The 18,047-nt window shown below is 69.8% G+C and carries 16 protein-coding genes; 5 read left to right on the top strand and 11 right to left on the bottom strand.

The window, feature by feature from the left end; all coding sequences use genetic code 11:
• Positions 1–88: 88 nt before the first annotated feature.
• From LSF15_RS00390 to pdhA, 4 genes are all read right to left on the bottom strand, one after another.
• The gene (locus LSF15_RS00390) at positions 89–400 is read right to left on the bottom strand and encodes a 4a-hydroxytetrahydrobiopterin dehydratase (protein WP_232496550.1); all 312 of its coding nucleotides are present in this window, start codon (positions 398–400) and stop codon (positions 89–91) included.
• A gap of 93 nt (positions 401–493) precedes the next feature.
• The gene (locus LSF15_RS00395) at positions 494–1,939 is read right to left on the bottom strand and encodes a dihydrolipoamide acetyltransferase family protein (RefSeq protein WP_232496953.1); all 1,446 of its coding nucleotides are present in this window, start codon (positions 1,937–1,939) and stop codon (positions 494–496) included.
• 5 nt (positions 1,940–1,944) lie between these two features.
• The gene (locus tag LSF15_RS00400; RefSeq protein WP_232496551.1) at positions 1,945–2,955 is read right to left on the bottom strand and encodes an alpha-ketoacid dehydrogenase subunit beta; all 1,011 of its coding nucleotides are present in this window, start codon (positions 2,953–2,955) and stop codon (positions 1,945–1,947) included.
• Entirely contained in the window at positions 2,952–4,103 is a 1,152-nt protein-coding gene (gene pdhA, locus LSF15_RS00405; RefSeq protein WP_232496552.1) for a pyruvate dehydrogenase (acetyl-transferring) E1 component subunit alpha, read from the bottom strand. Before pdhA ends, LSF15_RS00400 begins: the two co-directional genes overlap by 4 nt.
• Before the next feature lie 165 nt (positions 4,104–4,268).
• On the opposite strand from pdhA, the gene LSF15_RS00410 reads away from it, so the two are divergent.
• Positions 4,269–4,727: an Lrp/AsnC family transcriptional regulator gene (locus tag LSF15_RS00410; RefSeq protein WP_232496553.1), complete on the top strand. Its 459-nt coding sequence runs from the start codon at positions 4,269–4,271 to the stop codon at positions 4,725–4,727.
• On the opposite strand, the gene LSF15_RS00415 is transcribed toward LSF15_RS00410, so the two are convergent.
• The 4 genes from LSF15_RS00415 to LSF15_RS00430 all read right to left on the bottom strand — a co-directional run bounded on the left by LSF15_RS00415 (position 4,724) and on the right by LSF15_RS00430 (position 9,876).
• The gene (locus tag LSF15_RS00415; RefSeq protein WP_232496554.1) at positions 4,724–6,610 is read right to left on the bottom strand and encodes a glycoside hydrolase family 35 protein; all 1,887 of its coding nucleotides are present in this window, start codon (positions 6,608–6,610) and stop codon (positions 4,724–4,726) included. The genes LSF15_RS00410 and LSF15_RS00415 overlap by 4 nt on opposite strands.
• The gene (locus tag LSF15_RS00420; protein ID WP_232496555.1) at positions 6,607–7,521 is read right to left on the bottom strand and encodes a carbohydrate ABC transporter permease; all 915 of its coding nucleotides are present in this window, start codon (positions 7,519–7,521) and stop codon (positions 6,607–6,609) included. The genes LSF15_RS00415 and LSF15_RS00420 overlap by 4 nt, the downstream gene beginning before the upstream one ends.
• On the bottom strand, positions 7,518–8,432 hold the full coding sequence (locus LSF15_RS00425) for a carbohydrate ABC transporter permease (protein WP_232496556.1): 915 nt from the start codon (positions 8,430–8,432) through the stop codon (positions 7,518–7,520). Before LSF15_RS00425 ends, LSF15_RS00420 begins: the two co-directional genes overlap by 4 nt.
• 145 nt (positions 8,433–8,577) lie before the next feature.
• The gene (locus tag LSF15_RS00430) at positions 8,578–9,876 is read right to left on the bottom strand and encodes an ABC transporter substrate-binding protein (protein ID WP_232496557.1); all 1,299 of its coding nucleotides are present in this window, start codon (positions 9,874–9,876) and stop codon (positions 8,578–8,580) included.
• A 205-nt stretch (positions 9,877–10,081) separates the two neighbouring features.
• Between LSF15_RS00430 and LSF15_RS00435 the strand changes: the two genes are divergently transcribed.
• Complete coding sequence (locus LSF15_RS00435) at positions 10,082–11,110, top strand: LacI family DNA-binding transcriptional regulator (protein ID WP_232496558.1); 1,029 nt, start codon at positions 10,082–10,084, stop codon at positions 11,108–11,110.
• Between the two features lie 138 nt (positions 11,111–11,248).
• Here LSF15_RS00435 and LSF15_RS00440 read toward each other — a convergent pair whose 3' ends face one another.
• Entirely contained in the window at positions 11,249–13,537 is a 2,289-nt protein-coding gene (locus tag LSF15_RS00440) for a polyribonucleotide nucleotidyltransferase (protein WP_232496559.1), read from the bottom strand.
• A 343-nt stretch (positions 13,538–13,880) separates the two neighbouring features.
• On the opposite strand from LSF15_RS00440, the gene LSF15_RS00445 reads away from it, so the two are divergent.
• On the top strand, positions 13,881–14,072 hold the full coding sequence (locus tag LSF15_RS00445; RefSeq protein ID WP_232496560.1) for a DUF5302 domain-containing protein: 192 nt from the start codon (positions 13,881–13,883) through the stop codon (positions 14,070–14,072).
• 16 nt (positions 14,073–14,088) lie between these two features.
• Here the strand turns inward: LSF15_RS00445 and LSF15_RS00450 are convergent, their stop codons facing one another.
• Positions 14,089–16,152 carry a glycosyltransferase gene (locus LSF15_RS00450; protein ID WP_232496561.1) on the bottom strand — a complete coding sequence of 688 codons (2,064 nt, stop codon included), beginning with the start codon at positions 16,150–16,152 and terminating at the stop codon, positions 14,089–14,091.
• A 214-nt stretch (positions 16,153–16,366) separates the two neighbouring features.
• Between LSF15_RS00450 and LSF15_RS00455 the strand changes: the two genes are divergently transcribed.
• Positions 16,367–16,573: a dodecin family protein gene (locus tag LSF15_RS00455; protein WP_232496562.1), complete on the top strand. Its 207-nt coding sequence runs from the start codon at positions 16,367–16,369 to the stop codon at positions 16,571–16,573.
• Positions 16,574–16,642: 69 nt separating this feature from the next.
• Here the strand turns inward: LSF15_RS00455 and LSF15_RS00460 are convergent, their stop codons facing one another.
• Positions 16,643–17,131 (bottom strand): hypothetical protein, encoded by a 489-nt coding sequence (locus LSF15_RS00460; RefSeq protein WP_232496563.1) that lies wholly within the window; start codon positions 17,129–17,131, stop codon positions 16,643–16,645.
• Positions 17,132–17,391: 260 nt separating this feature from the next.
• Between LSF15_RS00460 and LSF15_RS00465 the strand changes: the two genes are divergently transcribed.
• Entirely contained in the window at positions 17,392–17,976 is a 585-nt protein-coding gene (locus LSF15_RS00465) for a DedA family protein (protein WP_232496564.1), read from the top strand.
• The last annotated feature ends 71 nt before the right edge of the window (positions 17,977–18,047 follow it).

The following is an 18,047-nucleotide window of genomic DNA, read 5'->3' on the forward strand; positions in this document are numbered from 1 at the left end:
CAGTCGACCGCACGGCGTGTCGCGAGAATCCCCGAATCGAGCAGCACCGCCCGAGCGGATGCCGCGTGCGGGGCGTCACCCTGCGGCCTCAGTTGCCCGGGCGCGCTCCCTGCGCGGTCGCGAGCTCGCCGATGCGCCGCACGAGCGCCAGGTCGCGCGAGGTCACCCCGCCGACGTCGTGCGACCAGAGCTCGAACTCGATGTGCCCCCAGCCGAGATGCACCTCGGGGTGGTGGTTCAGTTCGTCGGCCACCGCGGCGACCGCATCGAGCAGACGCACGGCGCTCGCGAAGTCGTCGGTCGCGTAGGTGCCGACGAGCTGGTCGTCGACGTGGATGAAGGCCGTCCCGGCGAGATCGTCGGCGGTGTCGGCGGGCACGAGGATACTACGTCCGTCCATGCACACATCCTCTCGCCGATCGCCGCTCGCGACACCCTCGAGTCGCCCCGATCCGGCAAACGGTCGGGGCGACTCGGGCCGTGCAGGTCGGGTTCACGCCATCGTGAGGGCGAGGCCGGGCTCGCGGAGGATCGCGCCGATGTCGGCGAGGAACCGCGACCCCTGCGCACCGTCGACCAGTCGGTGGTCGAACGACAGGCTCAGCGTCATGAGCTCGCGCAGCGCGATCTCGCCCTGGTACTCCCATGGCTGGCGTCGCACGGCGCCCATGGCGAGGATCGCGGCCTCGCCCGGGTTGAGGATCGGGGTGCCCGCGTCGATGCCGAACACGCCGATGTTCGTGATCGAGATCGTGCCGCCGGCGAGGTCGGCCGGCTGCGTGCGGCCGGCGCGCGCCGTGTCGGCGAGCGCGGTGATCGCGTCGGCGAGTTCGACGAGGGTCATCGCCTCGGCACCCTTGATGTTCGGTACGACGAGGCCGCGCTCGGTCGCCGCGGCGATGCCCAGGTTCACACCGCCGAACTGCACGATCTCCTGCGCCTCCTCATCCCATCTGGAGTTCACGTCAGGCGTACGGCGTGCGGCGATGCACAGCGCCTTCGCGACGACGGCGAGCGGGGTCACCTTGTGCCCCGCGAACGCGCGGTCGTCGCGGATGCCCCGCAGCAGCTGCATCGTCGCCGTGACGTCGACCGTGAGGAACTCGGTGACGTGCGGCGCGGTGAACGCACTGCGAACCATGGCCGCGGCGGTGTGCTTGCGCACGCCTCGGATGGGAATGCGCGTCTCTGCGGGCGGCTGCTGCCGGCCCGTGAGGTCGGCCGGGTGCGTCGAGTCGGTCAGGAACTCCCCGAGCGACTCGACAGGCGGCGATATCCGGGCGCCCGACGTCGAGGCGGATGCCGCTGCCTCGACATCGTCGCGGGTGATCAGCCCTCGCTCCCCCGTGCCGGCGACGGCCTGAAGGTCGACGCCGAGGTCGCGGGCGAGCTTGCGCACGGGTGGGGTCGAGCGAGGCCGTTCGGCGAGCGGTTCGACCTCGGTGACGGTGGCGTCGTGGGCGGCGACGTGCGACGGCGCGGTCTCGGCAGGCGCCGTGGACGCCGCAGCCGAGTGCAGTCCGGCCCGAGCACGCCGCTTCGGCCCGGTCTCGGCGGCCGCGCCGTAGCCGACGAGGTTCGGCCCCGGCGCGGCTTCGGTCGCTTCGACTGCCGGCGCGGCGGATTCGACCGGCGCGGGCGTTGCGACAGGCTCGGCCGACGCGACCGGCGGGGCAGGGACATCCGATTCGGTCACCGGCTCGCCGGTGTCGCACGAGAACAGGGGTGCACCGACATCGATCGTCTCGCCCTCGGCGGCGTGCAGCGCCGTGATGACGCCGGCGTACGGCGACGGCAGCTCGACGACGGCCTTCGCGGTCTCGACGTCGGCGATGATCTGGTTGAGCTCGACCCGGTCGCCGACGGCCACGCGCCAGGCGACGATCTCGCTTTCGGTGAGGCCTTCACCGAGGTCGGGCAGGGGGAAGTCGCGGATCATCGTGGTCATGCCTCCACCCCGCTCAGCGAGTTCGGGCGCCCCATCACGCGGTCGACCCCGTCGAGCATGCGGTCGAGGTCGGGCAGGTGGTGGCGCTCGAGCTTCGCGGGCGGGTAGGGGATGTCGTGGCCGGTGACGCGCACCGGCGCGGCCTCGAGGTACTCGAAGCAGCGTTCGGTGATCGACGCGGCGATCTCGGCGCCGACACCGCCCTGCTGCCCGGCCTCGTGCGTGATGACGAGCCGCCCGGTGCGGCGCACCGAGGCCGCGACCGCCGCGTAGTCGACCGGCGCGAGCGAGCGCAGATCGATGACCTCGATCGAGATGCCGTCCTCGGCCGCCGCCAGCGCGGCATCGCGCGCGGTCTGCACGAGGGCGCCGTAGGTGACGAGGGTCACGTCACGACCGGTCGCGACCGTTGTCGCAACGCCCATCGGAGGCGCATCGGCGAGGCTCGCGGACTCGTCGACCTCGCCCTTCACGTGGTAGCGGCGCTTGGGCTCGAAGAAGAGCACGGGGTCGTCGCTCGCGATGGCCTGGCGCACCATCATGTACGCGTCGGCGGGATTCGAGCATGCCACGACGCGCAGGCCGGCCGTGTGCGCGAAGTACGCCTCGGGCGACTCGGAGTGGTGCTCGGCAGCGCCGATGCCGCCGCCGAACGGCACGCGGATCGTGATGGGCATGCGCACATTGCCGCGCGAGCGGTAGTGCAGCTTGGCGACCTGGGCGACGATCTGGTCGAAGCCCGGGTAGATGAAGCCGTCGAACTGGATCTCGATGACCGGCCGGAACCCGCGGTAGGCGAGGCCGACGGCAGTGCCGACGATGCCGGCCTCGGACAGCGGTGTGTCGACCACGCGGTGCGCGCCGAACTCGGCCTTCAGCCCGTCGGTGACACGGAACACGCCTCCGAGCGTGCCGATGTCCTCGCCCATGAGCACGACCTTCTCGTCGTCGGCAAGGGCACGGCGAAGGCCGGCGTTGAGTGCTTTCGCGAGGGTCAGGGTCGTCATCGGGTGGTTCCTTCGGTGCGGTCGGATGCCCCGGCACCCGGCTCGTCGAACATCGCGAGGTAGCGCGTGTAGTGGTCGCGCTGTCGCGCGAGATGGGTGTTCGGCTCGACGTAGACGTGGTCGAAGACCGTGAGCGGCTCGGGGTCGGCGAGCGTCGTGATCGCCGCGCGCAGCTCTGCGGCCGCACGATCGGCGTCGGCGGCGACCTCGCGTTCGAGGCCCGCGGAGTCGACACCCGAGGCCTCGAGCAGCGCGAGCACGCGCGTGAGCGGATCGCGCTCACGCCACTGCGCGATCTCGTCATCGGAACGGTAGCGCTTGGGGTCGTCGGCCGTGGTGTGCGGGCCGATGCGGTAGGTCACCGCCTCGATGAACGTCGGGCCCTCGCCGCGACGCGCGCGGTCGAGCGCGATGCGGGTCGCCGCAAGCACGGCCAGCACGTCGTTGCCGTCGATGCGGATGCCGGGCATGCCGAACCCGTCGGCACGGCGGGCGAGCGGTTGCTTCGACTGCAGCCCGACCGGCTCGGAGATCGCCCACTGGTTGTTCTGGCAGAAGAACACGACGGGCGCGTCGAAACTCGCCGCGAAGACGAGCGCCTCGTTCACGTCGCCCTCACTCGTGGCGCCGTCGCCGAAGTACGCGATCGTCGCGGCGTCGGAGCCCTCCCACGCAAGCCCCATGGCGTACCCGGTGGCGTGCAGCGCCTGCGCGCCGATGATGATCTGCGGCACCGCCATGTTGTGCTCGTACGGGTTCCATCCCGAGGACGCCGTACCGCGCCACACGCTCAGCATCTCGGCGGGCTTCACGCCGCGCACCCAGGCCGGCGCGTGCTCGCGGTAGCTCGAGAAGATGAAGTCGTCGTCGCGCAGCGCACGGGCCGATCCGATCTGCGCGGCCTCCTGACCGGCCAGCGGCGGCCACAGCCCGAGTTCGCCCTGCCGCTGCAGTGCGGTGGCCTCGGAGTCGATGCGTCGGATGATCGACATGTCGCGGTAGAGGCGGCCGACGGCCGCCAGGTCGATATCGGCGATCCACGGGTCGAACTCGGCGTTCGCGCGGCGCTCGCCCGTGGGGGTGACGAGTTGCACGAAGGGCTCGGGCCGGGTCAGGAGCCCGGTCGCGTCTCGGTCGGATGGGGTCATCGTCGATCCTCGCTTTCGGCGGCGTGCCTTGTGGGCTGCCCGCGCCCGGCGGCTCTGCCGGATACTTCGAGGGTACGTCGATGTGTCACACAGCTCAAGCAGGCTGGAGTCCGTTGAGCATGTTGCCCAGTTTTGGGGTGCCGTCCCGTGCTATCGTGTGGCGTTATGAGCGGTTACGACACCGTCGATCGGGCCTTGCTCGCTGCCCTCGCCCGCGACCCGCGCGCGACCGTGGTCGCACTCGCCGAGCGTCTGGGCCTGTCACGCAACACCGTGCAGGCGCGACTGGCCCGGCTCGAGACATCCGGCGCGTTCCTCTCGTTCGAACGCAGCATCGACCCGGCGCCGCTCGGCTACCCGCTCGAGGCGTACGTGTCGGTGCACGTGCGACAGCGGGTGCTCGCCGAGGTGGTCGACGAGATCGCCCGCATCCCCGAGGTCATCCAGGCGCACGGCATCACCGGCTCGATCGACCTGCTCGTGCGCCTCGTGTGCCGTGACGCGCACGACCTGTTCCGCATCGACCGCGAGATCCTCGCGATCGACGGCGTCGAACGCACCGAGACGTCGCTCGCCATGGGCGAGCTCATCCCCTACCGGCTGCTGCCGCTGCTCGAACGCTAGTCGAACAGCTCGATGTACTCCTCGGTGGGCCCGAGCTCGGGCTCGGCGCGCAGTTCGAGGTGCGCCCCGCTGCGTTCGAGTTCGAGCACCGTGATCGTGTTGGCGCCCGCCGCGAGCAATGGCGCCGGCACGTAGAGCGTGAGCTGCGGCCCGATCTCCCAGTAGCGGCCGAGCAGGAACCCGTTGACCCAGGCGAACCCCTTTGCGAAGCCCGGCAGCGCGAGGAACGCGTCGGCGGGCGAGTCGACGTCGAAGCGGGCTGTCGAGAATCCCGGTTCGGCGCCGGTACGGCGAACGGATGTCGCGTCGGCGCCGCCCGACGCGACGAGCCCGACCGTCGCCTCGGACCAGAGATCGATGGGCAGGGGCAGGCTCGTCCAGCCCTGCACGAGCCTGCGATCGATCTGCACGCCGCCGAGGATGCCCTTGCCCTGCCCGAGCAACGGACCATAGTTGATGCGCCCCTGGTTCTCGACGAGGATCTCGAGTCGCACGCGCTCGCCCTCGCCGGTCACCGCAAAACCCGTGGCGGCAGCCGCCTCGTCGCCTACGCCCACGAGCCGGCCGTCGACCCAGACGTGCGCGCGGTCGTGCAGGCCGCGGATCGAGATCGTGCTCGTGCCCGCGGGCAGGATCGGCTCGGCGCGATACAGTACGAGGCCGGCATCCTGTCGGAGCGCTTCGAAGGTGCGCGGCGCCGGGGTGCGCAGCGCCGATGACTCGCTCGTGAGCGCCGCGCCGCGAAGCGCGGGCAGCAGCGGCGCCGCGGCTTCGATCTCCAGCCGGCGCGCCGGCAGCACCGGGCCCGGCTGCGGCACCGGGGTCGCCACGGCTCCGGTGAATGCCAGGAGCCGCTCGCGGAGCATCCGCCCCTTCTCGGTGATCGCGCCGTGCTCGCTCACCGGCGCGTCGGAGTCGTAGCTCGTGACGGTCGGCTGCAGGACGCCGTCGGCATGGTTGGCCCCCGACCAGAGGCCGAAGTTCGTGCCGCCGTGCGCCATGTAGACGCTCACCGAACCACCCGATGCCAGGATGTCGTCGACGACCCCGACCGAACCCCCGGGTTCACGCACGTGATGGTGCTCGCCCCAATGGTCGAACCAGCCGTTCCAGTACTCGGCGCACAGGAACGGCTCGCCCTCGCGGCGCGAGCGCAGCAGCTCGGCGGCCTGCGACGCGCGGGAGCCGAACGTCGCACTCGCCATCACCCCATCGAGGGTGCCGCCATCGAGCATGAGGTCGGTCGGCCCATCGGCGGTGTACAACAGCTCGGTGATGCCACCCTCGATGAGGGCGTCGTGCAGCCATCGCAGGTAGGCGACGTCGTCGCCGTAGCTGCCGAACTCGTTCTCGAGCTGCACGGCGACGACCGGGCCTCCGTTCGCCGCCTGCAGCGGGGCGAGGCGCGGCAGCAGCTCGTCGAACCACGTGGCGACTTCGGTGAGGTAGCGCGGATCGCTCGAGCGCAGCGACAGCCCGGGCAGGCCGGTGAGCCAGGCCGGAAAGCCGCCGTTGTCCCACTCGGCGCAGATGTACGGCCCGGGACGCACGATCACGTCGAGGCCCAGTTCGCCGGCGAGGCCGATGAACCGCTCGATGTCGCGCCAGCCCGTGAAGTCGGCCTCGTCGGGCCCGCGTTGATGGAAGTTCCAGGCGATGTAGGTGTCGATCGTGTTGAACCCGAGCGACCTGAGCCGCTCGAGGCGGTCGCGCCACAGGTCGGGATGCACGCGGAAGTAGTGGATCGAGCCGCTGAGGATGCGGTGCGGCAGCCCAGCGCGGAACAACTGCCCGTCGGCGAAGGTCAGGATGGGGGCATCCGCTCGCTCGCCCGAATCGGGGCGGCCCGCCTCGGCCAGCTGCGTCGACTCGAACGCGGTCACTTGATCGCGCCGGCGGTCAGGCCCGCGCGCCAGAAGCGCTGCAGGAAGAGGAACGCGATCAGCAGGGGGATCACCGAGAGGAACGCGCCGACGACGACCGTGCCCGCGGGCACCACGCCGTTCGAACCCGACCAGCCGACCAGGCCGACGACCACGGGCTGCAACGACGTGTCGTTCAGGACCATGGCGGGCAGCAGGTAGTTGTTCCACACCTCGACGAACTGGAACAGGAAGATGGTCACGAGCGCCGGCGCCATGATGCGCATCGACACCGAGCGGAACACGCGGAACTCCCCCGCGCCGTCGAGCCGGCCGGCTTCGATGAGCTCGTCGGGTACCGACTGAGCTGCGAAGACCCGGGCCAGGTAGACGCCGAACGGGCTGACGATCGACGGCAGCAGCATCGCGATCGGCGTGTTCAGCAGCCCAACCTGGTTGAACATGAGGAACAGCGGGAGCGTGAACATGATCTTCGGGATCAGGACGGCCGCGAGGATGATGCCGAAGACGACGCCGCGTCCGCGGAACTCGTACTTCGCGATCGCGTACCCGGCCATCGCCGAGATGACGGTTCCGATGAGCGCCGACGTGCCGGCGTAGAAGACGCTGTTCAGCATCCACTGCCCGAAGACGCCGTCGTTGACCTCGAAGACGAGCGCGATGTTCTCGAACAGCCCGAAGCCCTCGAACCAGAGCCCGTTCCCACTGAATTGGCGGCCGGCGGGCTTCGTGCTCGCCACGATGAGCCACCAGATCGGCAGCAGGAAGTAGATGGTCGCGAGCACGAGCACCGACATGACGCCGATGCGGCTGCCGAGCGTGGTGTCGCGTTGCGCACGTCCGCGGCCGGGCGCATCGCTTGCGCGGTCGTTGCGCGGCGGGCGGGTCGCCGACGCGAGTGTGGGGGTCATTGTTCGCCTCGCGAGGTGAGCTTGAAGAAGACGAAGGACGCCACGCCGACGAGTACGGCGAGCACGACCGACTGCGCAGCGGCATAGGGGTAGTTCTGTGCGGCGACCGAGGACTGCGCCGCCATGAGCGGGGTGTAGGTCGAGGTGATCGCACCACCCGAGATCGACTTCAGCACGGTCGGCTCGTTGAAGAGCTGTGCGGAACCGATGATCGAGAAGACGGTGGTGAGGATGAGCGCCGGACGCACCATGGGGATCTTGATGCTCCATGCGATGCGGGTGGCGGAGGCGCCGTCGATCTTCGCGGCCTCAAGGGTCTCTGCCGGGATCGTCTGCAGCGCCGAGTAGATGATGAGCATGTTGTATCCGGTCCAGACCCAAGTGACGACGTTCGCGACCGACCAGAGCGCGAGCCCGTCACTGAAGAACGGGATCGAGAAGCCGAACGCGGATTCGAGGAACCCGTTGATGGGGCTCGTGACCGGCGAGTAGAGGAACGACCACATGACCGCGGCGACGACGCCGGGGATGGCGAACGGCAGGAAGCTCGCCATGCGGAAGAATCCGCGCCCGCGAGCGGACTTCGAGTCGATCAGCAGTGCGATGAGGAGCGCCAGCCCGAGCATGATGGGCACCTGCACGATGCCGAAGAGCAGCACTCGGCCGAGCGACGCCTGGAACTCGGCGTCGCCGAACACGCGGGCGTAGTTCGCGAAGGGGTCGAAGGCGAGCGTCGGTGCCGTGAGGCCGAGCCCGTCGCGCTGCAGGGTGAACAGGCTCTGCGTGAATGCGAACAGGATCGGTGCGACGTATATCGCGACGAAGAGCACGAGGAACGGCAGCAGGAAGAGCCATGGCGTGCGCCATCTGAGCGTTCGAGCGCTCGTGGCTCCCGTAGTGATCGCTGACATGTCACTCCAGTCGTTGATGTGGGTTCGGGCGGTGGCGCACGTGCGGCCGCTTCGCGCCGGGCGGTTCGGATCTCCATGACGGTGGCGGACCGGGCGAGCCGGCCCGCCACCGATCGGGAACGCAGCGGATGCCGCGTCGCGAGTGCTACTCGGTGACCGAGAGGCCCTGTGCTTCGAGCCCGACGACGGTCTTCTTCTGCGTGGTCGCAAGGGCATCGGCGATCGTGCCGGTGCCCGCCCATGCGCCGCTCAGCGAGTCGTCGAGGAACCCGACCGTCTCGGGCATGTTGGGGCCCCAGACCCAGCCTTCGGCGACCTGCGCCGAGCTCTCGGCGAACACCTCGTAGATGTTCTGGCCGCCGAAGTAGTCATCGCCCTCGCTCAGCACCGGGAGGGTGAGCAGGTCGTTCGCGGCCGGGTAGAGGCCCGCGGTCTCGACGAGGGCCGAGAAGGTGTCGGCGTCGGTGCTCATGAAGTGCGCGAAGTCCCACGCGGCCTCGGGGTTGTCGCAACCCTCGAGCACCGCGGTGCCCGAGCCGCCGACGTTGCCGGTGACGTCGTCGCCGGCGGTCCACTGCGGCATCGGGGCGACGGCCCACTTGCCGGCGCCGTCGGGCGCGCTTCCCTTGAGGATGCCGGCGATCCACACCGCACCGACGTGCGTGGCGATGCTGCCGTCACCGAGTCCCGTGTACCAGGACTGGTCCCACATGGGGGCGGGGCTCATGAGGCCCTCGTCGACGAGGCCCTGCCAGTAGTCGGCGACCTTCTTGCCGGCGGCCGAGTCGATCGAGACCTTCCACGATTCGCCTTCGACGCCGAACCACGGAGCCTGCGCCTGCCAGTCGAACCCGGCGTAGTCGTAGTTGAGGTAGGTCGCCGAGATGTACTTCGACGGGTCGGCGGCGTGGATCTTCTGGGCCGCGGCCTGGTACTCGTCCCACGTGGTCGGCACGGCGATGCCGAGCGAGTCGAACACCTCGGTGTTGTAGAACAGCGCCATCGGACCCTGGTCGACGGGGGCGCCGTAGACGGCGTCGCCGACGCTCATGGCCGCCCACGTCGCGGCGCTGAACTCGTCCTTGTTCGCATCGGCGATGTCGGAGACGTCTTCGAGGGCGCCCTGCGCGGCGAAGCTCGTGAGGGTCTCGTAGCCGACCTGGCCGAGGCACGGGGCGTTGCCCGCGGTCACCGCGTTGAGCATCTTCTCGTAGCCGCCCTTGGCACCGGGCGAGATCTCTTCGTAGTTGACGACGACCGCGTCCTGCGAGGCGTTGTATGCGTCGACGGCCTCGGCGTAACCGGGCGCCCATCCCCAGAAGTCGATCTCGGCGGGACCGCTCGCGGCCGACGTCGTGTCGGCGCCGCCCGAACAGGCGGTGAGGGCGAGGCCCACCGCGACGGCGCCGGCCAGGGTGGCCGAGCGAAGTGCTGTCTTCTTCACTGAATCTCCTTCGAATGCAGAGGGGGCTGACCGAACGGCCGCCGGAAAGAGTGTGACACAGATTGTTACCGATAACAACTCTCACGCTCGCCTGATTTCGCGGCCACGCCGACGAAAATGCCGACTCCGGCTTGTCGCCTTGTAGTATCGCTATCATCGCAACAAAGGGCATCACCCGCGCCGAATCCGACGCACAGGAGCATCGATGAGCAACGAACGCGCCACCACCGGCCGCACCCCCGACATGGGCGATGTCGCCGCGCTCGCGGGCGTCTCGAAGCAAACGGTCTCGCGCGCCCTCAGCAACCATCCGAACGTCACCGCCCGCACCCGCGCCAAGGTCGAGGCGGCCGTTTCCCAGCTGGGCTACCGCCGCAACGCCGCCGCGAGCATGCTCTCGTCGGGGCGCAGCCGTACCATCGGCGTCGTCAGCATGCCGACCCTCAACTTCTCGAGCGCCGTCATCGGCTACGGCATGGAGCGAGCCGCACGCGCGGCCGGATACAGCGTGAGCGTGGCCACCACGACCTCGCTCGCACCCGAGTCGATCGCCGACTCCATGTCACGCCTCGCCGAGCAGGCCGTCGAGGGCATCGTGCTCGCGGTGCCCGTCATCGCGGGCAGCGCCGCGACCGAAGAGATCAGCCGCCGCATCCCGACCGTCACGATCGACGGTTCCAGGTCGGCCTCCACGCAGGTCGTCGCGGTCGACCAGTTCGCCGTCGGCCGCCTCGCGACCGAGCACCTGCTCGAACTCGGCCACGAAACCGTCTGGCATGTCGCGGGCCCGGCCGAATGGGTCGAAGCGGGCGAGCGCGAGACCGCCTGGCATGCCGTGCTCACTGAGGCCGGCCGCGAGGCTCCGCCGATCGTGCGCGGCGACTGGTCGCCCGAGTCCGGCTACCAGGCAGGCCTCCTGCTCACGCGTATGCCCGAGGTCACGGCGGTCTTCGTCGCGAGCGACGAGATGGCGTTCGGGCTCATCCGCGCACTGCACGAGCAAGGACGGCGCGTACCGCACGACGTCTCGGTGGTCGGCGTCGACGACATCGCACTCGCCGCCTATTGCAGCCCGGCGCTCACGACCGTGGCCCAGCCGTTCGAAGAGATCGGCCGGCTCGCCGTCGATCACCTGCTCGACTACATCGCCGACCCCGCCACCACCCCCGATCCGACGACGGTCTCGCCGTCGCTCGTCGTGCGCGGCAGCACCGCTCCCGCCCCGTCGGCGTAGCGTTGCTGCGGTCGCCACCATCGGTGGCCGCGTCGATACCGCCGACGGCGATTCGGGCCGCATCGCGTCCGGCGCGCAGACAGCGGATGCCCCGCCCGAGGTTCTCGGGCGGGGCATCCGCTGGTTTCGCTGCTTCGATCAGACCTCGACGTCGGCGCCTTCGGCCGGAGCCTCGGCGTGCGTGTGCGTCGTCTCGCGACCGTTGGTGTCGGCCTCTTCAGCCAGCACCGGGGCGAGCGAGAGCTTGCCGCGGTCGTCGATCTTCGTGATCTCGACGAGGATCTTCTGACCCACGCCGAGCACGTCTTCGACGTTCTCGACACGCTTGCCACCGGCGAGCTTGCGCACCTCGCTGATGTGGAGCAGGCCGTCCTTGCCGGGCAGCAGCGAGACGAACGCGCCGAAGGCGGCGATCTTCACGACGGTGCCGAGGAACTGCTCGCCGACCTCGGGATTGGTCGGGTTGGCGATCGCGTTGACCTGGGCACGGGCGGCCTCGGCCGAGGGGCCGTCGGTCGCGCCGATGTAGACGGTGCCATCCTCTTCGATCGAGATGTCGGCGCCGGTCTCGTCTTGGATCGCGTTGATCGTCTTGCCCTTCGGGCCGATCAGCTCGCCGATCTTGTCGACGGGGATCTGCACGCTGATCACGCGGGGCGCGGTCGGGGCCATCTCATCGGGGCCGTCGATGGCGGCGTTCAGCACGGCGAGGATCGTCGTGCGTGCGTCCTTCGCCTGCGTCAGCGCGCCGGCCAGCACCGACGCGGGGATGCCGTCGAGCTTCGTGTCGAGCTGGATCGCCGTGACGAACTCCGACGTACCGGCGACCTTGAAGTCCATGTCGCCGAGGGCGTCTTCGGCACCGAGGATGTCGGTGAGCGCCGCATAGCGGGTCTCGCCGTTCACGGTGTCGGAGATGAGGCCCATCGCGATGCCCGCGACGGGAGCGCGCAGCGGCACACCGGCGTTGAGCAGCGACAGGGTCGAGGCGCAGACCGAGCCCATCGAGGTCGAGCCGTTCGAACTGAGCGCCTCGGAGACCTGACGGATCGCGTACGGGAACTCCTCGCGCGTGGGCAGCACCGGCACGAGCGCGCGCTCGGCGAGGGCGCCGTGCCCGATCTCGCGACGCTTCGGCGACCCGACTCGACCGGTCTCACCGGTCGAGTACGGCGGGAAGTTGTAGTTGTGCATGTAGCGCTTCTTGGTGACCGGGCTCAGCGAGTCGATCTGCTGCTCGAGCTTCAGCATGTTCAGCGTGGTGACGCCCAGGATCTGGGTCTCGCCGCGCTGGAAGATGGCCGAGCCGTGCACGCGGGGCACGACCTGCACCTCAGCGTCGAGCGGGCGGATGTCGGCGAGGCCGCGTCCGTCGATGCGCACGCCCTCTTCGAGCACGCGCGAGCGCACGACGAGCTTCGTGACCGACTTGTAGGCGGCCGACACCTCGGCGTTGGCCGACTCGGGCAGCTCGCCCGCCTCGACCTTGGCTGCGACCTGCTCCTTGACGCGAGACTTGAGCGCGTCGTCGGCGTCTTGGCGGGCGACCTTCTCGGCGATCTGGTAGATGCCCTTGAGGTCGTCGTAGGCGAGGCCCGCGACGACGTCGTAGGTCTCGACCTGGTACGGCGGGAAGGTCGGGTAGGCGGCGGTCGGCTTCGCAGCGGTCTTGGCGACCTGCTCCTGCGCCTCGACGAGCTGCTTGATGAACGGCTTCGACGCCTCGATGCCCTGCGCGATGACGGTCTCGTCGGGCTTGACGGCACCGGCCTGGATGAGGTTCCAGGCGTTGTCGGTGGCCTCGGCCTCGATCATCATGATCGCGACGTCCTGCGAGCCGTCGGCCTCGGTCACGACACGGCCCGCGACGACCATGCTGAACACGGCTTCCTCGAGCTGGGTGTGCTTCGGGAAGGCGACCCAATGGCCGTCGATGAGCGCAACGCGTACACCGGCGACGGGACCCGAGAACGGCAGGCCCGAGAGCTGGGTCGAGAGCGACGCGGCGTTGATCGCGAGCACGTCGTAGAGCTCGTCGGGCTCGATGGCGAGCACGGTGACGACGACCTGCACCTCGTTGCGGAGGCCCTCGACGAACGAGGGGCGCAGGGGGCGGTCGATCAGGCGGCAGGTGAGGATCGCTTCGGTCGAGGGGCGGCCCTCGCGGCGGAAGAACGAGCCGGGGATGCGGCCTGCGGCGTACATGCGCTCTTCGACGTCGATCGTGAGCGGGAAGAAGTCGAAGTGCTCCTTCGGCTGCTTCGACACCGACGTCGCCGAGAGCAGCATCGTCTCGTCGTCGATGTAGGCGACGGCCGAACCCTGCGCCTGCTGGGCGAGGCGTCCGGTCTCGAAGCGGATGGTACGCGTGCCGAACTTGCCATTGTCGATGACGGTTTCGGCGAACGTGATTTCAGGACCTTCCAAGAGGTCGTCTCCTTTGTTTACCGTCGCACCCCGTGTGGGCACGACTCATACAGAGGAGCAGGAACAGGCATTACGAACCGCAAGAGCTTGCGTTCACGCTGGCCACCAGTAGAAGTCCACCGATCCGTGCTCGGTGATCCACCACAGGGGACCAGCTTCCTGCCGGCCTGCTCCATGGGGGCCCGTTTTCAGGCGGGCTCCAGTTGCTGCCCATCGGGCAACCTCCACAATGCTAGCAGAGGGCTCATTTTCCGCCTGTGAACAGCGGATGTCCCTTCCGCGACTCGACACGTGCGCATCTCCCGCACGACGTGGCAGCGGCATTCATGCCAGACTCGAACCCATGACGTCCGACGAAGACCAGACGACCGGCCCGTCCGACGAGACGAAGCGCAAGTTCCGCGAGGCGCTCGAGCGCAAGAACAAGGCCTCGAAGCAACGCGAGGGTGAGTCGCACCTCGACGGGGGCTCCGGCGCCCAGGGCACGCACGGACCGGTCGACCACAAACGCGAGTTCCGCCGCAAGAGCGGCTAAGCCGTTCAGCGGGGCGTCACCCGAGCCGACGGGCCCGCCGCATCGGTGTCGGCCCAGGCGATGGATCCGCCGCGACGGCGATCGGCAGCAGGTCCGGACGCTTCGCGACGCGGCCGTCGCCGGCCGTTCGACCCTGCAGACGACGCACGATCCACGGCGCCGCGTGTCGGCGCAGCCACTCGAGGTCGCCGACCGTGCGGTCGTCGCTCACCTCGTCGACCGGTTCCACCGCGTGCACCGCGCGCTCGAGCGCACCGAGCTCCTGCGCGTCGGGCACGCCGAGCACCCGCGCCGCCGCGTACGCGAGACCTCGGTGACCGGCTGAGTTCAGGTGCACCCGATCCTCGGCCCATCGGTCGTGACCGACGAGTTCGGGCATCGTGTCGACGTCGACCAGCATCGAGCCGGTCTCGGCGGCGAGCGCGCGCAGCCGCGCGTTGAAACGTGCGAAGCGCGCGGCGAAGAGCCGGGTGGCGGGTCGGCGCGGCATGAACGGCGTCACGAGCAGCACATCGCAGCCGGTCGCTCGCAGCTTCCTGACCGCGGCATCGAGCCGGTCGGCGAGCGCATCGGGTTCGACACGACGACCTACGAGGTCGTTCGCGCCGATCAGCACGGTCACGAGATCGGCGCCGAGCCCGACCGCGTGGGGCATCTGCACGGTGACGGCGTCGTCGACCCTGCGGCTGCGCACGGCGAGGTTGGCGTAGCCGACCTGCTCGGCGGCGGGGGTCGTGAGCGCGAGGAGCATGGCGAGCCGGTCGGCCCAACCGCGGTACTCCCCCGCGGGCACGCGGGAGGCGTCGCACAGCCCTTCGGTGAGCGAGTCCCCGACGGCGACGTAGCGCCGCCAGCGCGGTGATGCGATCGGGGCGGATGTCGGGACATCCGCCGCTCGTTCGCCGACCGCCGACCGCGAGACGGCGTCGCGGGTGCGGCGCACCCGGCCGACCCGCTCGCCACGTGTCGCGCGTCGCAGCGCGACGGCCCCTTCGTAGTGCTCGATGAGCTCGTCGCCGAGGCGATCCCATCCGCGACCGGCGACGGCCTCGCGGGCACGCACCGAGAACGCCCGTCGCTTCGCGTCGTCGCCCGTGAGGTCGAGCACGCGGCTGCGCAGCTCGGCGAGGTCGCCCGGACGGTAGAGCCAGCCGTCGCGGCTCGAGTGCACGAGGTCGAGGGGGCCGCCGGCACCCGTTGCGACCACGGGAACCCCGCTCGCCATCGCCTCCTGGATCGTCTGGCAGAACGTCTCGCTCTCGCCGGGGTGCACGAACACGTCGAAGCTCGCCATGGCGCGGGCCAGTTCGTCGCCGCCGAGGAATCCGGCGAAGTGCGCAGTGGGTAGGAGACGCTCGAGCGCCGGCCGGTCGGGGCCGTCGCCGACGATGACGAGACGCACCCCCGGGAGGTCCGCGATCACCCGGAGATCCTCGACCTGCTTCTCGGGCGCGAGTCGGCCGACGTAGCCGACCACGATCTCGCCGTCGGGCGCAACCTCGCGGCGCCACCGGCGGCTGCGCCGCCCGGGCGCGAACCGCTCGGTGTCGACTCCGCGACGCCAGAGTGCCAGGCGGTCGACGCCGAGGGATTCCAGGCGGTCGAGCGCCGAGGTCGACGGCGCGAGGGTGAGATCGGCGCGGCGGTGCAGCTTGCCGAGGTGACGGGTCAGGACCGGGGCGGCACCGGGGATGCCGTAGCGCTCGGCGTACGAGGGGATGTCGGTCTGGTACACCGCGACCGACGGGATGTCGGCCGCCTCGGCCGCCAGGACGCCACGCCAACCGAGCACGAAGGGCGATGCGAGGTGCACGACGTCGGCTTCGTGCCCGCGAAGGATCGTGGCGAGCTTGTGGGTGCTCGCCAACGTCACGCGCACGTCGGGGTAGCTCGGCAGGGGTACCGACGGGAGGAGCACGGGCTCGGCACCGTAGAGGGTCCGGTCGATCGGCCCGGATCGCGGTGCGACCACGAGCGCGTCATGGCCGCGTCGCTCGAGGTGGCGCAGCACCTGCAGCAGTGAGTGCGTCACGCCGTTCATGTGCGGGAGGAACGATTCTGCGAGGAGGACGACCTTCACGCTTCAAGCGTGGGGTGCGCGATCCGCCGATCCCGCCGAAACGGCCCCGATGCGCCGAGGGTTCACCCAGTCGTCGGATGCCGTTCTCCGAGGTGCACCGAATGGACAGCCCGAGGCATCCGCTCGTCAACCCTCGCGCTCGCGCGCGGAAGGGCGCATGATGGGCGTGGACGCACGTCCACCGGCAATTTCCGCCAGTTCGAGGAGGAACACCATGTCATCCGTCGCACGCGTCACCACCATCACCGTCCGGTCGGAGAAGAGCTTCGAGGACGCCGTCGCGGTCGGCATCGAGCGTGCCGCGCAGACGCTGCGCCATGTGAGTGGCGCGTGGGTCAAGGAGCAGAAGGTCGAGGCGACCGAGGGGAAGATCACGGCCTGGTCCGTGGTGCTCGAGGTCAGCTTCGTGCTCGACGACTGACGCGACTCGGCAGAGGCGGTGGGGAGGGCCTCCCAGACCTCCCCACCGTCGTCGCGTGCGAGGGTTCGATCAGGGACCGGTGAAGACGCCCCTCAGCGAGAGACTCGCGCCGCTCGTCGTGTCATCGATCCTGACGTTCGACCAGATCACCGAGACCAGGGTCGACGTCTGGCCACCCGGGCAGTCGAGCACGGCATCGGCGTCGGGCGGGTCGAGGGTCAGCGAACCGATGAGGTTGCCGTTCTGACCGGCGGTGAAGACTCCGCTCTCCGACACTCTGTCGTCGAACACCGTCTTCTTCGGGTCGCTCGGCACGTTGCCGCCGCCGTTGACGCACTGGTACAGAGCCTCGAGGTCAGCAGACACCACGATCGTCTCGACCGCGCCCGAAGACAGGCCGGCCTCCTTGAACTCGACGACGAGCGAAACCCCGTCGATCGACGCGCTCGTGGCGTTCTTGATGAAATGCGGGTTTCCGCCCGCCATGGCTGGACTTGCGCCCACCAGAACGAGTCCCGCGGCGGCGGCGAGCGCCACCAGGGTGCGACGAATGCTCATGACAGTCCTTCCGATCGGATATCGCGTGCGGTGGCGCGTGCACCCGGACCCCGCATGGCCTCGTGTCCCGCCCCGATCGGAAAGCGCGCGGCATTTCGCGGCGTCCAACGCCGCGCCCCCGTGCTGAGGCTACTCCGACCGGGGCGATTCGTCACCCCTATCACGAGGAAATCTCATCTCTGGTTCCAGCCGGCTGCTCATCGGCCCTGACGACACCACGCGAACACCGGCTGTTCACCTCGCGATGAGAGAACTGACGCGTGGATGAGGCATGGATCGAGGGCGTTGCCGCGTCACCCTGGCTCGTCCCGACGCTCTTCGCCCTGGTCGTCGGCGACGCGTTCCTCGTGGTGCTGCCGAGTGAGACCGCGGTGGTTGCGCTCGGGGCGCTCGGCACCGCGACCGGCGCCCCGTCGTGGTGGCTCATCATCCCGGTCGCGGCCGCGGGTGCCGTCGTCGGCGATGCGCTCTGCTACCTCATCGGTCGGAGGGTCGGCCTCGACCGGTGGCGGTGGCAGCGTGAAGGGCGGGTCGGGGCGGCCATCGCGCGAGTTCGGCGCGCCGTGCACCGCCGCACCGCGGTGCTCGTGTTCACCGCTCGCTACGTGCCCTTCGCCCGGATCGCCGTCAACCTCGCCGCCGGCGCCGGTCGCGTGCCGCTGCGGCGGTATCTCCCCCTGTCGGCGGCCGCCGGGCTGGCATGGGCGTGCTACAACGTCGCGATCGGCGCCGTGATCGGCAGCGCCTTCAGTGACAACCCGATCCTCGCGGTCGCCATCTCGATCCCACTCGCGATCATGCTCGGACTGCTCGTCGATCGGTTGATCACGCGACGGGCGGGATGAGGCGATTCAGGGTCGACACTGACGCTCCCGCCCCGGGAGGGCGTAGATTCCTGCTGAAGGTCTCTCATGTT

Source organism: Agromyces humatus (assembly GCF_021228295.1).
In the GTDB taxonomy this organism is placed as follows: Bacteria; Actinomycetota; Actinomycetes; order Actinomycetales; family Microbacteriaceae; genus Agromyces; species Agromyces humatus.